The sequence below is a fragment of the Rhodococcus sp. 1R11 genome, assembly GCF_004563845.1.
Classification (GTDB): Bacteria; Actinomycetota; Actinomycetes; order Mycobacteriales; family Mycobacteriaceae; genus Rhodococcoides.
Map to the genome: position 1 here is coordinate 83,483 of NZ_SPNG01000006.1, position 15,290 is coordinate 98,772.

General features: G+C 65.9%; 11 protein-coding genes. 9 read left to right on the forward strand and 2 right to left on the reverse strand.

Annotation, left to right across the window (positions count from 1 at the left end; translation table 11 throughout):
* Nucleotides 1–8 precede the first annotated feature (8 nt).
* The gene (locus E4P29_RS12470) at nt 9–1,295 is read left to right on the forward strand and encodes an MFS transporter (RefSeq protein WP_135045065.1); all 1,287 of its coding nucleotides are present in this window, start codon (nt 9–11) and stop codon (nt 1,293–1,295) included.
* A 133-nt stretch (nt 1,296–1,428) separates the two neighbouring features.
* Here the strand turns inward: E4P29_RS12470 and E4P29_RS12475 are convergent, their stop codons facing one another.
* A complete protein-coding gene (locus E4P29_RS12475) occupies nt 1,429–2,895 on the reverse strand; it encodes a CCA tRNA nucleotidyltransferase (RefSeq protein ID WP_135045067.1) in 1,467 nt (488 codons plus the stop codon).
* 101 nt (nt 2,896–2,996) lie between these two features.
* On the opposite strand from E4P29_RS12475, the gene E4P29_RS12480 reads away from it, so the two are divergent.
* From E4P29_RS12480 to E4P29_RS12515, 8 genes are all read left to right on the forward strand, one after another.
* A complete protein-coding gene (locus tag E4P29_RS12480) occupies nt 2,997–3,572 on the forward strand; it encodes an NUDIX hydrolase (protein WP_135045069.1) in 576 nt (191 codons plus the stop codon).
* Between the two features lie 2 nt (nt 3,573–3,574).
* Nucleotides 3,575–5,977: a glycoprotein gene (locus tag E4P29_RS12485; RefSeq protein ID WP_245154286.1), complete on the forward strand. Its 2,403-nt coding sequence runs from the start codon at nt 3,575–3,577 to the stop codon at nt 5,975–5,977.
* The gene (locus E4P29_RS12490; protein ID WP_209205395.1) at nt 5,974–10,182 is read left to right on the forward strand and encodes a lipid II flippase MurJ; all 4,209 of its coding nucleotides are present in this window, start codon (nt 5,974–5,976) and stop codon (nt 10,180–10,182) included. The genes E4P29_RS12485 and E4P29_RS12490 overlap by 4 nt, the downstream gene beginning before the upstream one ends.
* 98 nt (nt 10,183–10,280) lie before the next feature.
* Nucleotides 10,281–10,862 (forward strand): RNA polymerase sigma factor SigM, encoded by a 582-nt coding sequence (gene sigM, locus E4P29_RS12495; protein ID WP_135045073.1) that lies wholly within the window; start codon nt 10,281–10,283, stop codon nt 10,860–10,862.
* A 59-nt stretch (nt 10,863–10,921) separates the two neighbouring features.
* Nucleotides 10,922–11,680 (forward strand): hypothetical protein, encoded by a 759-nt coding sequence (locus E4P29_RS12500; protein WP_135045075.1) that lies wholly within the window; start codon nt 10,922–10,924, stop codon nt 11,678–11,680.
* Nucleotides 11,681–11,805: 125 nt separating this feature from the next.
* Nucleotides 11,806–12,795: a thioredoxin-disulfide reductase gene (trxB, locus tag E4P29_RS12505; protein ID WP_135045077.1), complete on the forward strand. Its 990-nt coding sequence runs from the start codon at nt 11,806–11,808 to the stop codon at nt 12,793–12,795.
* Between the two features lie 47 nt (nt 12,796–12,842).
* Entirely contained in the window at nt 12,843–13,175 is a 333-nt protein-coding gene (gene trxA, locus E4P29_RS12510; protein WP_008711582.1) for a thioredoxin, read from the forward strand.
* Between the two features lie 138 nt (nt 13,176–13,313).
* Nucleotides 13,314–14,507: an N-acetylmuramoyl-L-alanine amidase gene (locus E4P29_RS12515; protein WP_032371397.1), complete on the forward strand. Its 1,194-nt coding sequence runs from the start codon at nt 13,314–13,316 to the stop codon at nt 14,505–14,507.
* Between the two features lie 38 nt (nt 14,508–14,545).
* Here the strand turns inward: E4P29_RS12515 and E4P29_RS12520 are convergent, their stop codons facing one another.
* A complete protein-coding gene (locus E4P29_RS12520) occupies nt 14,546–15,226 on the reverse strand; it encodes a GNAT family N-acetyltransferase (RefSeq protein ID WP_135045079.1) in 681 nt (226 codons plus the stop codon).
* Nucleotides 15,227–15,290: the final 64 nt, after the last annotated feature.

The window sequence follows — 15,290 nt, forward strand, 5'->3', positions numbered from 1 at the left end:
TCCCGTCGGTGAACGACGCCACCTTTCGTACCCGCCTACGTGAGTCACCGGGCGTCGGAAAGCTCACCACCGTTCGTTTCGCCGGTCAGTTCGGTGATGGATTGTTCCAAGCCGCATTGAGCGGTGCCATCCTGTTCAATCCCGAACGCGCCACCAACCCCGCCGAGATCGCCGCCGGCTTCGCTGTTCTGCTCGTGCCCTACTCACTGGTCGGCCCGTTCGCAGGGGCGCTGTTGGACCGCTGGGATCGTCGATCGGTTCTGTTGTGGGCCAACATTGTTCGCATCGTGCTCATCACCGCGACCTCCGTACTTCTGTGTGCCGGGGTCGACGCCACACCGCTGCTTCTGTTGGCTCTGGCCACCGTGGGGCTCAGTCGATTCGTGCTGGCGGGCGCATCGGCATCCCTGCCGCACGTGGTGCGGCAATCGTGGTTGGTGCCGATGAACTCGGTACTGGCCACCGTCGGCTCCGGTTTCGCGGCGGGCGGCGCGGGACTGGCGGTCGCGGTGATCGGTGCCGTCGGAGCGGGGGATCTCGGTTCGGGCGTCGCCGTCGGGCTGGCCGCGACCGGCTCGGTGGTCGGTGCTGTCGCGGCCGGACGGTTCGCGCCGCGGTCTCTCGGTCCCGATACGGTCGATCGGCCCGGCAACCCGCTGAAAGATGTTGCCGCCGGACTGAAGTCGGGTGCCCTGGCGGTGTGGCGGTCGCCGGGAGTGACCACCGCGATGATCGGCATCGGGGCACACCGCATCGTGTTCGGCATCAACACCCTCATCATGGTGCTGGTGCTGCGGGAGAGCACGCACAGTTCCCTGCCCGGCGGCCTCGCCGGCTTCGGCATTGCCGTCGGAGCCACGGCGACCGGAATGTTTCTCGCTGCCGTCATCGCCCCGTTCGCCGTCCCACGGTTCGGCCGCACCCGCACCATCGCCACCGCCCTCGTCCTGGCCATCGCCGCTCAGGTCGGTGCCGTCTCCGGTCTCACCCAGACCAGCCTGCTGCTCGGAGCATTTCTCCTCGGCATCGCTGGGCAGACCGTCAAACTCAGCGGGGACGCGGCCATGCAGATCGAGATCGACGACGCGCATCGTGGACGAGTATTCGCGTTGCAGGACACCGTGTTCAACGTGGCGTTCGTCGGTGCCCTCGCCGCGGCCGCATTCGCCGTCGGCCCCGACGCCACGGAACTGAGCCAGGATCCCACTGCGCACGCGCTGGTGTTCGTCGGAGCAGGGATTTACGCGGTCGGCTTCGTCGCAGCGATACTCAACACGAGGCGCGCACCGCGCTGACGTCGAACGAGCTGACCCTCACCGTCTCCGAGTGGGACAGCTACAACGTCTCTCTCGTCAAGGCCGAGCTTCGCTCGTCGTGAGTGGAAGCTCGTAGTGGGCTACGAAGTTCCGTGCACGTGCGCGGGACGCGCTACTGCGTCGGCCACCACTCGAGCAGCGCGGCTTCGGCGTCCTCGCGGGAGAGGGGTCCCCGATCGAGTCGGAGTTCTTTCAAGAATTTCCATGCCTTGCCCACGTCGGGGCCGGCGGGGATACCGAGCAGCTCCATGATCGCGTTGCCGTCGAGGTCCGGACGAACCCGCGCCAGGTCCTCCTGCTCGGCGATGCGGGCGATACGCTCTTCGAGGTCGTCGTACGTCGCCTGCAGCGCGGCTGCTCGACGCTTGTTCCTGGTGGTCGAATCGGCTCGAACGAGCTTGTGCAACTTGGGGAGTAGCTCCCCGGCATCGGTGGCGTAGCGGCGGACGGCCGAGTCGGTCCACTGACCCTTGCCGTACCCGTGGAATCGCAGATGCAGGAACACCAGATGCGAGACGTCCTCGATCATCTTCTTCGAATACTTCAACGCGCGCATACGCTTTCGCACCATCTTGGCACCCACGACTTCGTGGTGATGAAAGCTGACGCCGCCGCCGGGCTCGTTACGTTTGGTGTCGGGCTTGCCGATATCGTGCAGCAGTGCGGCCCAACGCAGTACGAGATCGGGGTCGCCGTCCTCGAGGTCGATGGCTTGCTTGAGAACGGTCAACGAATGCCAGTACACGTCCTTGTGCTGATGATGCTCGTCGATTTCGAGCTTCATGTTGGGCACCTCGGGAATGATGCGCTGAGCCAGACCGGTTTCGCACATCACGTCGATGCCCTCGATCGGGTGGGCACCGAGAATCAGCTTGTCCAGCTCCACCTGAATGCGCTCGGCGGTGATGCGGTCGATCTGATCCGCCATGTCGACGATGGCGCTGTGCACCCGCGGCAGCAACGAGAAACCGAGTTGCGACACGAAACGAGCCGCGCGCAGCATCCGCAGCGGATCGTCACCGAACGACGTTTCCGGTGCCGACGGGGTATCGAGTACGCCCTCGAGCAACGCGTCCATGCCGCCGAGCGGATCGACGAACTCCTGCACGCCGTCGGCACCCAACCGCACGGCCATGGCATTGACGGTGAAATCGCGTCGGATCAGATCCTCTTCGAGGCTGTTGCCGTACTGCACCTCGGGGTTACGCGAGACCTGGTCGTACGAATCGGTGCGGAACGTCGTGATCTCGATCTGCTGGCCGTCCTTGGCCGCACTGATCGTTCCGAACGCGATGCCCGTGTCCCATTGATGGTCCGCCCACCCGGACAGCAGCGTTTGAACGACCTCCGGCCTGGCGTCGGTGGTGAAATCCAGATCGGTTCCCAAACGACCGAGAACCGCGTCCCGAACGGACCCACCGACGAGGTAGAGCTCGTGGCCCGCGGCAGCGAACAACGCGCCCAACGGGGTCAGTACCGGCGCGAGTTCACGCAACGTCACCGCAGCTGCGGCCAGCAACCTTTCCCGGCGGGCATCGGCGTGCTCGGGGGAAACGGAAGACAGGGACTGATCGGCCACGGTGGAAGAGCCTACTGGCGCAGTACCGACCGGATTGTCTCGGCCATCGGCCACGGTGCGGCACGCCGGAGCGGCGCGCCGAGGCAACTAGTATGGATCGGGTGTCTGCTGCCGAACGTGCGAACAGGAGCCGCCGCAACCCGCGGCGGCGTCAAGCACGCGCCGACACCGAAGCACCCAAGCTGCGGACCGTTCGAGAAACCTCTGCCGGAGGCCTGGTGGTCGACGGCCTGGACGGCCCGCCTGCCACCCGCTGCGCAGCCCTGATCGGCCGCACCGACCGGCGCGGACGCCTGCTCTGGTCCTTGCCCAAAGGACACATCGAGCAGGGCGAGACCGCCGAGCAGACGGCCATGCGCGAGGTCGCCGAGGAGACAGGCATCCGCGGCACCGTGCTGGCGTCGCTGGGAAGCATCGACTACTGGTTCGTCACCGAAGGCCGCCGAGTCCACAAGACCGTTCACCACTATCTCCTCCGCTTCCTGGGCGGTGAACTGTCCGACGAGGACCTCGAAGTCACCGAGGTCGCCTGGGTACCGCTGAGCGAACTGCCGTCCCGACTCGCCTACGCCGACGAACGCAAACTCGCCGCCATCGCCACCCGCCTCATCGAGGACATGAACGGCGAGAACGTAACCGGCGGCGACACGAACGCACCCACGCCCGGCGGGAAGTGATCGTGCGGGCCCGGAAGGTCGCTGCCGCCGCATTGACCTCGTTTTTCCTCGCTGCAGCGCCGGCCGTCGGCACAGCAACATTCGTACCCCAACAGCTCCCTACTGCCGCGGCGCAGCCAGATTCCGCTGGAGACACCAGCGGCACCACCAGCGCCGTTCCCGATACCCCGATGACGCAGTCCGGCGATCCCTTCCTGACGCTGAGCATCGATACCGTCGCCCCCTCGACGGTCACCACCAGCAGCGACCCGTTCGTCACGGTTCGCGCCACGGTGAAGAACACCGGAGATCGACGCGTCGACGACGTCAGCGTTCGCCTGCAGGGCGCGGCGGCCATCGACACGACGTCCGGTCTGCGGACCTCGCTCACCCTCGACCAGGAGAGATTCGATCGCGTCGGGACTTTCGTTACGGTCGCGGAGTCCCTGGAGAAGGATCAGAGCCGCCAGTTCGATCTGTCGATGCAGCTACGAAGCAGTACCGAGCCCTCCCTCGGGATCGATGCTCCCGGTGTCTACCCCCTGCTGCTCAACGTCAACGGCACCCCCGAGTACGGGGGCACGGCTCGACTCGACGACGCCCGCTTCCTGCTGCCCGTCGTCGGACTGCCGCGGAATCCCGGTCAGCTCGACCCCGCAGCGCCCGACGCGATGCCACTGCCCCCCAACACCCGGAACCCCGTCGCGATGACGGTGTTGTGGCCGCTCGCCGACATTCCCCGTCTCGCGGCCGGAATTCCCGGTTCCATCGACGACCGGGTGCGCCTGATCGACGACGATCTGGCGACCCAGCTCGCCGCTGGTGGTCGACTCGACACCCTGCTCAAAGCACTGGAGTTCGCAACGCAGCCCGGTCTCGATCCCGACGGCAAACTGGCGTCGAGCCTGTGCATCGGCATCGATCCCGACCTGCTGGTCACCGTCTCGAACATGACCCGCGGCTACCTCGTCGTCGACAACCCGGCCGATCCGGCCAGCTCCGCGCGGGAGGGCTCCGGCAGCGGGGCCGCAGCCCAATGGTTGACGCGGCTCGAGGCACTGGCGTCGAACATGTGCGTGACGGCCCTGCCGTTCGCCCAGACCGACCTCGCCGCCGTCGCCGACATCGGTGATTCCTCGCTGCTCAGCAGCGCTGTCACTGCTCCGGCCGACATCGTCGACGGCATCCTCGGCACCAGCTCGGTGCGCGGCTTCACCTGGAGTGCCACCGGCGGCGTCGACGCGAGTGCTGCGGACGCGTTGAGATCGTCGGGAACCGGGACTGTCCTCGTCGCCGACAACAGCATCAGCCCACCCACGTCGTCGCCGACATCTCTGTTGGTGTCCACCGACACCGCGCCGACCGCCGCCGACCCGACCGGCACCTTGGCCGCCACCCACTACGACTCGGCGACCACCGCCGCACTGGCCGGCGTCGGGACCACGCCGTCGACCCCGGCCTTGACCCCGGCGAATCAACGCTTCGACCTGGGCACCGACTCTCGCACCGCAAGGCTGCAGGACGCCCTCGGCGCCATCAATTTCCATGCCCTCGTCGGCACCGATCGACCCGGCCGCACGGTGACCGTCGCACCGCCGCAGTACTGGACCGCGGGAGGCGACGAGCCGTCGGCAATCCTGTCGACGGTGTCCTCGCTGTTGCGCTCGGGCCTGGCGACGCCGCGCCCGCTACCCGGCCTGATCACCGAGCCTCCCACCGGAATCCCGGTGACCAGCATCGATGTGCCGACCGATCTCGATGCCGCCGCCATCGAGACGGTGCGAACTCAGAGCGCACGCGTGGACACTCTGACGCAGTCGCTGGTCGAGGATCCCCAGTCCGCTCTCACTCCGCGCCTGTACACCGCCCCACTTCGCGAGGACATGCTTCGCGCCCTGTCGACCGCAGGTCGCGACAGCGCCGAGGGCGAGGAGGCCGCGGCCATGGCACGCACCCGTCTCACCGCGACCCGCGTCGGACTCGACACCGTCTACGGATCGGTGACGGTGCTGGCCCCGGGCGGCGTCTACACACTTGCCTCCGAGCAGAGTCCGCTGCTGCTGGTGGCCCGCAACGACCTACCGGTGCCGGTCAACGTACTACTCCGAGTAGACGCGCCACCGGAGATGACGATCAGCGACGTCGGCGTGACCCAACTTCCGGCGCGCGGATCGCGAACCATCACCGTGCCCGCCGAGGTGGACGACAAACGCAATCTGTCGGTCGACTTCTCCGTCACCACTCTCGACGGCTCCCGGCTCGGTGAGGTATCGACGGTGTCGGTGCGATCGAACGCATACGGTCAAGCCCTCGCGATAATTACCGCCTGCGCCGGCGCGCTCCTACTGTTGCTTGCAGGCCGACGACTCTGGCACCGATTCCGAGGACAACCCGACCCGGCCGACGAAGGGTACGAGAGACCATGACAGGCAATGTGCCGTACGACGGCGACCTGCCCCGGTCACGCATGCCCGCAGCGCAGGTGTTCCGGCGCACGACGCCCCCACGACCCGCCCCCTGGGAGCGGCAACCGCGACCGGAGATGCGTTCCTATCCGGCGCCGCCCCCGCTCGACGGTCAACCTGCAGCGGACGACTCCGTCACCCAGCTCATCCCACGGTTCCGGGACGAGGACTACCCACCTGAAGCGGCGTCGGGTGCCGTTCCTCCGCCGCAGACTCCACCGGGCGGCAACGACTCGGCGCCACAGCCCGAACCCACACCTCAGAAGTCGTTGCTGGCCGCATCGGGATCGATCGCCGTGGCGACCCTCGTCAGCCGCATCACGGGCTTTGCCAAGCAAGTAGCCATGACGGCCACCCTGGGCGCCGGCCTGGCCAGTGCGTTCACCGTGTCGACGATTCTCCCGAACATGATCTCCGAGCTGGTGCTCGGTGCCGTCCTCGGAGCGATCGTCGTTCCCGTCCTGGTACGCGCAGAGCAAGAGGACGCCGACGGTGGACGTGACTTCGTCCGACGCCTGTTCACCATTGCGGTCGCGCTGCTCGGGACCGTGGCGTTAGCCGCAACCATCGCTGCGCCGCTGCTGGCGCGTCTGATGCTCAACGGTGACCCGAAGGTCAACGAGGACCTGACCATTGCGTTCACCTATCTGGTGTTGCCCGCGCTGATGTTCTACGGGCTCTCAGGGCTGCTCACGGCCGTACTGAACACCCGGCAGAACTTCAAGCCTGGTGCCTGGGCACCGGTGTTCAACAACCTTGTTGTACTTGCGGTGTTCGGCATCTACTTCCTGATGCCGGGTGAGATCACCGTCAACCCGGTCGACATGACGAACCCGCAGCTGCTGATCATCGGCCTGGGCGTCACCGCCGGTGTCATCACCCAGGTGCTGGCGCTGATCCCTGCGCTCCGCCGCGAGCGCATCGACCTGCGCCCACTCTGGGGGTTCGACGCGCGCCTGAAGAAGTTCGGCGCGATGGCGGCCGCCATCGTGCTCTACGTCGTCATCAGTCAGATCGGACTGATCGTCGCCACCAACATCTCGTCGGGAGCCGACGACGCGAGCCCCACGATCTATTCCCAGGCCTGGATCGTGCTGCAGTTGCCGTACGGCATTCTCGGCGTCACGGTTCTGACGGCGATCATGCCCAGGCTCAGTCGTAATGCCGCCAACGGTGACACGCCCTCGGTGGTCGACGATCTCTCCGTCGCCACTCGGCTGACGATGGTCGCGCTGGTGCCGATCGTCGTGTTCCTGACGTTCGCGGGCCCGTGGGTGGGCGTGGCGCTGTACGGCTTCGGCCGGTTCGCCGACGTCGCACCCAGACTCGGCGAGGCCGTGAGCTGGTCGGCGTTCTCCCTGATCCCGTACGCCCTGGTCTTGATCCATCTCCGCGTGTTCTACGCGCGTGAGAAGGCCTGGACTCCGACGTGGATCGTGCTCGGCATCACCACCGTCAAGATCGGCCTGTCGTTGCTCGCGCCGATCGTCGCATCCGATCCCGACCAGGTGGTGCTGCTCCTCGGCGCCGCGACCGGCCTCGGCTACACCGCAGGTGCCGTCATCGGCGGGTACCTGCTGCACAAGAGCCTCGGCAACCTGCGGATGGCCAACGTCGGGAAGACTGTCTGGCTGGTTCTCATCGCCTCGCTGGCCGGCGGCGCAGCCATGCTCGCCATCGACCGGATCGTCGGATTCGACGCCATGGCGAACGGCTGGATCGGCAACTTCGTGCGCGTCGCGATGGACGCCGTCATCATGCTCGGCATCACGTTCTCCATCCTGTGGTTCGGCAAGATTCCCGAAGTACTGGCCGTCACCGTCGCGTTGAGCCGTCTTGTCCGCCGGGTCCTCGGACGGTCGGCCCCGCCCGAGCCTGCGACGTCCGGTTCGGTGCCGGATCCGGCTGCCGCGGAAACCAGCGTGATTCCTGTTATTCGAACCGAGCCCACATGGGACACTGCGCGGGATCGACTCCCGTACCCTGGTCAACGGCACCCGGGGGCAGACGCCCCTGCAGGTCGACCGCTTGTAGAACAACACGGGGCATATTCGCCTGAAGGAGTAACAGTGACCGACGACGATGTTGCTGGGGGGCCGGCACAGTCTCCAGCAAACGAAGCCGACCGAACGAGCGGCGGAGTCGAAGTCGACACCCAGGACCGCACCGAGCCCGTGAAGGCCGAATCTGCCGGGTCGTCCAAGGACACTGCTGCAGCCAAGGAATCTGCTCCGTCGAAGCCAGCTGAAACGACAGCACCGGATCCGACAGCAGCCGAGTCGTCGAAGAAGCCGGGCACACCCAGCACGCCGGAGTCGGCGGCAGCATCCAGTGCCGAGGCCCCCGAGAAGAACGCGGGCAAAGCATCTGCTCCCAAGGATCAGACGATCGCGATCTCCAAGGCAGCGCTGGCGGCCCAGCCGTCGGACAAGACCGTCTCCATCTCGAAGGCGAAGCTGCCGGTCGACGACGCGAGCAAGGCCGAGCCGAAGACCGACAGCACACCGGTGGAGGCGACGAAGAAGTCGGCTGCAGTCGACAAACCAGCACCGAAGCCGACGACGGACAAAGCTGCCGAAAAACCAGCCGAGGACAAGTCCACCGCGGATGCCCCCGGGCGCACCCTTCGCGGACCGACGCTGATTCCCGGCGCGTCGGTGGCCGGCGGACGCTACCGCCTGTTGGCACCGCACGGTGGAGCTCGCGGGCTCAAGTTCTGGCAGGCCCACGACGTCAAGCTCGACCGCGAGGTCGCGTTGACGTTCGTCGACGCCGATCAGCAGTCCACGGCGTCACCCAACGACCGCACTCAGGGCCCGCAGGCAATCCTGTCCCGGACGCTGCGCCTGGGCCGGATCAACTCTCCCGGCCTCGCCCGGGTGCTCGACGTGGTGCGCGGTAGCTCCGGCGGAATCGTCGTCGCCGAGTGGACTCCCGGTCGCTCGCTGCGCGAGATGGCCGACACGGTTCCTGCCCCCACCGGGGCTGCTCGTGCGATCAAGGTCCTGGCGGCCGCGGCCGAGGCTGCGCACCGAAGCGGCGGCGCACTGTCGATCGATCACCCCGATCGTGTACGCATCAGTACCAGCGGCAACGCCGTCCTGGCGTTTCCCGCGACTCTGGCGGATGCCGACTCCAGTTCGGACGTCCGTGGTCTCGGTGCCATGCTCTACGCCCTGATCACTGCACGCTGGCCGTTGTCGGACACCACCGGAGAAGCCGTCGTTCCCGGTGACGCAGCATCCCTGCGCAGCGTCGGCGGAATGCGTCCGGCCGATCGGGACGACAAGGGTGCGCCGCGCGAGCCTCGCGAAATTCGCCCCGACGTTCCGTTCGAGATCTCTGCCGTCGCGGTGCGAGCGCTCGAGCAGAACAGTGGCATTCGCACTGCCGCGACGGTGCAGCACGTTCTCGATCAGGCCGCGGTGGTCAACGACAAGACCGATCTGATGCCGGCACTCCGACTGGGCCAGCGTGCCCCGGGAGCCAGTGGGCACTCTCTCGCAGACCCGGAAGAGTTGGCAGCCGAGAAGGCGAAGTCGACGCGAACCAACATCGCCATCGCCGTTCTCGGCGCTCTGACAGTGCTGATTCTGGCGTTCGCCGGGTACTGGTTGTTCACTTCCATCGCGGGCGACAGCACCGATGCGCCGCTGGACAGTCAGGAGTTCGGGCTGACGACCCCGGCTGCCGCTCCGCCGGCCGGCGATACCGCTGCACCCCCGGCGCAGACCGGTGGGCCTGTCGCGATGAGCGATGTCAGCGTCTTCTCCCCACAGGGGTCTGCAGACAACCCGGGCACGGCATCGAACGTGATCGACAACAACCCCAGCACGGCGTGGACCACCGACTCCTACTTCCAGCAGTTCCCGGCGTTGAAGAACGGTGTCGGACTGCTCGTCACCATCCCGTCGTCGACGTTGAAGAACGCCTGGATCGAATCGACGTCGCCGGGAACGGTCGTCGAGATCAGGTCCGCTCCCAACGATTCGCCGAGCCTCGGCGACACCACACTGCTCGGTGAAGCCACTCTGCAGAACGGCCGCACCGACATCGCACTCGACGGCACCGAACCCACCGGCAACGTCTTGGTGTGGATCACCACCCTCGGAGAGCAGGGTGGCCGCATCGCAACCTCGATCTCCGGGATCGGTTTCGACACCTGAAACCGGCGATACACAGGCAAATCGCGTTCGTTTCGTACTTCGCGGTATCGATGGCCTAGGCTCCCCCCATGCGTTGACACGGGGGGAGCCGTTTTCGTATGACCGAACGTATCGATTCGGCGCTGGGGGAGCGCACGGATGCGGAATTGTTGGCTGCTCATGCAGCCGGTGAGCCGACCGCATTCGCCACGTTGATCCATCGCCATCATGAACACCTGTGGCTCACGGCTCGCCGCACGAGCTACACACCCGAGGACGCATCCGACGCGTTACAGGAGGCTTTGCTCTCCGCGCATCGAACGGCCGGGTCGTTTCGCGCCGACGCTGCAGTTCGCAGTTGGTTGCACAAGATCGTCGTCAACGCGTGCCTCGACCGGATTCGCCGAAACAAGGCGCGTCCATCGGTTCCGTTGAGCGAGAACGAGAGTCACGAACCGGTGTCGCCTCGGGACCGAATCTCCGAATCCGAGACCAGCATCCTGGTCCGACAGGCCCTGATGACGCTGCCGCCCGACCAGCGAGCAGCAGTGGTCGTCGTGGATATGGAGGGCTACTCGGTAGCCGACGCCGCAGCGTTGCTCGGCGTTCCCACCGGTACCGTGAAGAGTCGATGCGCTCGCGGCAGACTCAAATTGTCGACGCAGCTCGCGTACCTCAAGGACGCAGGGAACCGAATCTAGACCCCTCGCGTCTAAACCGTGTGAGAGGGAAAGAAGACTCGGCGAAGGGAGGCAGGAACGTGTCGTCGAACACCGACGCTCTACCCGGTGCCCCGTTCTCACCCGAGTTGCTGGCCGACCTGCATGCAGATGCACTGCCCGAGGACGTGAGCAGTCGGCTGTGGCCGTTGGTGCGAGCCGACGCCGAGGCGATGCGAATACTGGCGACACTGGATACCGTCACCGCTCAGCTGCACGAGTTGGGCGAGGATCCGAACGGCACGATGCCCATTCCCGACGACGTCGCCCGGCAGATCGATCGCACTCTCGTGAACCTGGCCGACACGGAGTCTGCGGACCGTACCGCCGACGTCCTTCCGCTTCGCAGACGTCCCCGTACCGCGCGTACACGCCGGCACATGATCGTCGGAATTGCCGCTGCTGCAGCACTTCTCGCGGGTGGCTCGGTCACCTTCGCCGCCGTCCTGCACAGCCCGGGCACGTCGGATCCCGTCGTCGCCGAGCCGGGGACCACGCCACCCGATCCATCCCTTGTTCTCGATTCCACCGATCTCGACTCGAACGTCGCGTTCACCGTCATCGGCAAAAGCGACCCCGGCAGCCTGTCGGATCCAGCCGCCCTGGCCGCGTGTCTCGACGCCAACGGCGTGGATCCCGCCGTCGCCGTGCTCGGATCCAGTCAGGTTCGAGTCGACGGCCGACAGGGAACCCTGCTCGTCCTCGCCGGGTCCCGTCCGGCGCAGTTCGTCGCTCTGGCGGTGGGCAACGATTGCCGCCGCGGCAATCCCGACGTCCTCACGCGTCGCGATATCGGCTGACACGTCTCTCACCGGGGAACAACTGCCTCTAGGGTGGTGTTGACCAGATGTACGTCGATAGGCAGTGCTCAGTGCACTCGCGCGTCGACGCCACGAACACGCCGCACAAGATCGGAAGGTCTGCATTGAGTACCCCCAAGGTTCACGATCTCATCATCGTCGGCTCGGGACCGGCCGGATACACCGCCGGTGTCTACGCCGCCCGCGCTGAGCTGGAGCCCATCCTGTTCGAGGGAACCCAGTTCGGCGGTGCCTTGATGACGACGACCGAGGTCGAGAACTTCCCCGGTTTCCGCGAGGGCATCATGGGCCCCGATCTGATGGAACAGATGCGCGAGCAGGCCAAACGTTTCGGTGCCGACATCCGCACCGAGGACGTCGAGGAGCTCGAGTTGACCGGGCCGATCAAGACCGTCTCCGCCGGCGGCGAGACCTACCGTGCTCGGGCGATCATTCTCGCGATGGGTGCAGCCGCTCGGTACCTCTCCATTCCTGGTGAGGAAAAGCTCCTCGGACGCGGCGTCAGCGCATGCGCCACCTGCGACGGGTTCTTCTTCCGCGACCAGGACATCGCCGTCATCGGCGGCGGCGACTCGGCAATGGAAGAGGCAACCTTCCTCACGCGCTTCGCCCGCAGCGTGACGATCGTGCACCGCCGCAGCGAGTTCCGCGCGTCGCGCATCATGCTCGAGCGCGCCAAGAACAACGAGAAGATTCGCTTCCTCACCGACACCAAGGTTCTCGAAGTGCTCGGCGACACCAGCGTCACCGGCCTGGCACTGGAACATGCAGTCACCGGCGAGAAGACGACTCTGGACGTCACCGGGATGTTCGTGGCGATCGGCCACGATCCTCGCAACGAGCTGGTCAAGGGCCAGGTCGAACTCGACGATGCCGGCTACGTCAAGGTCGCATCGCCCACGTCGGCCACCTCGGTCGAAGGCGTGTTCGCTGCAGGCGACCTCGTCGATCACGTCTACCAGCAGGCCATCACCGCTGCGGGTACCGGTTGCACCGCATCCATCGACGCCGAGCGTTGGCTGGCCGAGCAGGGCGACATCACCACCAACACACTCGAGCACGCCGATCAGCCGGTCGACGCCGTCAACGCCTGACCGGTAGCCCCACCACCTGTTTGCAGACCCACACCGAGGAGATTCACATGTCCGACGACAAGAGCACAGTCACCATCACCGACGCGTCGTTCGTCGACGACGTTCTGACCAGCGAGAAGCCCGTGCTGGTCGACTTCTGGGCCACCTGGTGCGGCCCGTGCAAGATGGTTGCTCCCGTTCTCGAGGAGATTGCTGCCGAGCACAAGGACAAGCTGACCATCGCCAAGCTCGACATCGACGCCAACCCGCAGGCGGCTCGGGACTTCAAGGTCATGTCCATCCCGACGCTGATCCTGTTCCAGGGTGGCAAGCCGGTCAAGCAGATCGTCGGCGCAAAGGGCAAGGCCGCGCTGCTCAAGGACCTCGAGGGCGTTATCTGACTCACCCAAGCTTGGTGTGGATTGCCGCAGACGCCCGTCTTTCTGCGACAATCATCTGATGTGCCGATGCTTGCGTCGGCACATCAGCGCATCGAAGTGCGTGTTGACCGTCAGGACGATCGAGAGGGTTTTTCCAGGATGCAGGAGCTCAGTCACGGCGATTCCGGACCCGCCGTCGCCGAGGTCCGCGGCACTCTCTCGGCACTCGGTTTCCTCCACGAGGCCGTGGTTCCGCCCGGCCCGATGGACGACGGCCACTGGACGGCCCCAGGATCGGTGTTCGACCGGGCCCTCGACGGTGCCGTACGTGCGTTCCAGCAGCATCGTGGTCTTCTGGTCGACGGTGTCGTCGGACCGGCCACGTATCGCGCCCTCAAAGAGGCGTCCTACCACCTCGGTGCCCGCACACTGATCTACCAGCTCTCCGCTCCGCTGTACGGCGACGACGTCGCCACTTTGCAGACACGACTGCAGGACCTCGGCTTCTACAACGAACGCGTCGACGGCTTCTTCGGTCCGAAGACGCACGAGGGCCTGTCGTCCTTCCAACGCGAGATCGGTCTGGCACCAGACGGTATCTGTGGCCCGGCGACACTGCGTTCACTCGACCTCCTCGGAACCCGCGTCACCGGTGGATCGCCCCACGCTATGAGCGAAGAAGAACTCGTGCGCAAATCGGGCCCACAGTTGACGGGTAAGCGAATCGTCATCGACCCCGATCTCGGTGGTGCCGACACCGGCCGCATCGTCGACGGCACATTCGGACGCGTCTCCGAATCGGAAATTCTGTGGGATCTGGCCAGTCGTCTCGAAGGCCGAATGGCGGCGACCGGAATGGAAACGTTCCTCTCTCGTGCACGGGGCACCAACCCGTCGGTGGCCGACCGCGCGGAGACCGCCAACGCCTGGGGCGCAGATCTGATGATCTCGCTTCGCTGCGCGTCGAGCACCAGTCCTGTGGCCAACGGAGTGGCCAGCTTCCACTTCGGCAACTCGCACGGATCCACGTCGATGATCGGCCAGGTCCTCACCAGCTACGTGCAACGCGAAATCGTGGCTCGCACACCACTTCTGGATTGCCGTAGTCACGGCCGCACGTGGGATCTGTTGCGGCTCACCAACATGCCGACCATCCAGATAGACCTCGGCTACCTCACCAACGAATCCGACGTCGAAGTACTGAGCGATCCGCGATTCCGCGACATCATTGCCGAAGCAATCCTGATCGCCGTCAAGCGGTTGTACCTCCTGGGTCAGGACGACCAACCGACCGGCACGTTCACGTTCGCCGAACTACTGGCCGAGGAACTCGCAGCCGCCGACCGTCCCTGATCGACGGCGCCCCCGCGCCACCGGTACGAGCCCGTCGTTCAGCGAGCTCCGACCGTCGACTTCTGTTCGATGTCGACCACGGAGATACTCGCCGCCACCAGCAATTGCTCCAGCGCCGATTCGACGTCCTGCTTCCATCCGTGATCGCGATCCAATTCGAGGCGGAGTCTCGGGAACCTGTGATGCGGTGCCACCACCTCGAAGCCGACCTTTTCCAGAAAGTCGGCGTCGATCATGCATGTCGCGGCCGAGCATGTTGCGTGTGCCGTCGCGTTGGGAATTGCGGGCGACGCGTCGTCCGCATTGTGGCGAATGCCGAAGGCCTCCAGGGCACGAACACCACGATTGACGAGATCGCCGACGACCGCCTGAATCAGGGTTGCCGAGTGCAGATCCGCATCGGCCGGGGAATCTATACGAAGCTGAGTCAGTAGGACCGCGTCGGGACTGACGGGCGAAGTAGGGAAGGTCGACGCCCGAGGAACTGCGCGGGGCGGGCAATACAGCGCGCACCCGATCGTGTTGCCGTCCACGGACAACAACTGTCCGCACGATCCCCACTCGAGCATGATCGTCGACAGCCACACCTCGTTCTCGAATTCGAGGTCCACTGCCGCACCGTCGGACGCGGGATCGAGGACCCAGAAGCTGCACCGCCGAGAATGTGCCGGCAGATGTTCGAACGAGCCGAGGGTCACTCCGGTCACCATCGCCGACACCGCGTACCTCAGCCTCCGTGCAGTCGTTCCACCGCTCGATTCTCGGTGGGGAGCCGATTCTCTC

Excerpts from the sequence above, each read along its gene's own strand:
- E4P29_RS12490 (WP_209205395.1), top strand. The coding sequence starts at position 5,974 with ATGACAGGCAATGTGCCGTACGACGGCGACCTGCCCCGGTCACGCATG.
- sigM (WP_135045073.1), top strand. The coding sequence starts at position 10,281 with ATGACCGAACGTATCGATTCGGCGCTGGGGGAGCGCACGGATGCGGAA.
- trxA (WP_008711582.1), top strand. The coding sequence starts at position 12,843 with ATGTCCGACGACAAGAGCACAGTCACCATCACCGACGCGTCGTTCGTC.
- E4P29_RS12515 (WP_032371397.1), top strand. The coding sequence starts at position 13,314 with ATGCAGGAGCTCAGTCACGGCGATTCCGGACCCGCCGTCGCCGAGGTC.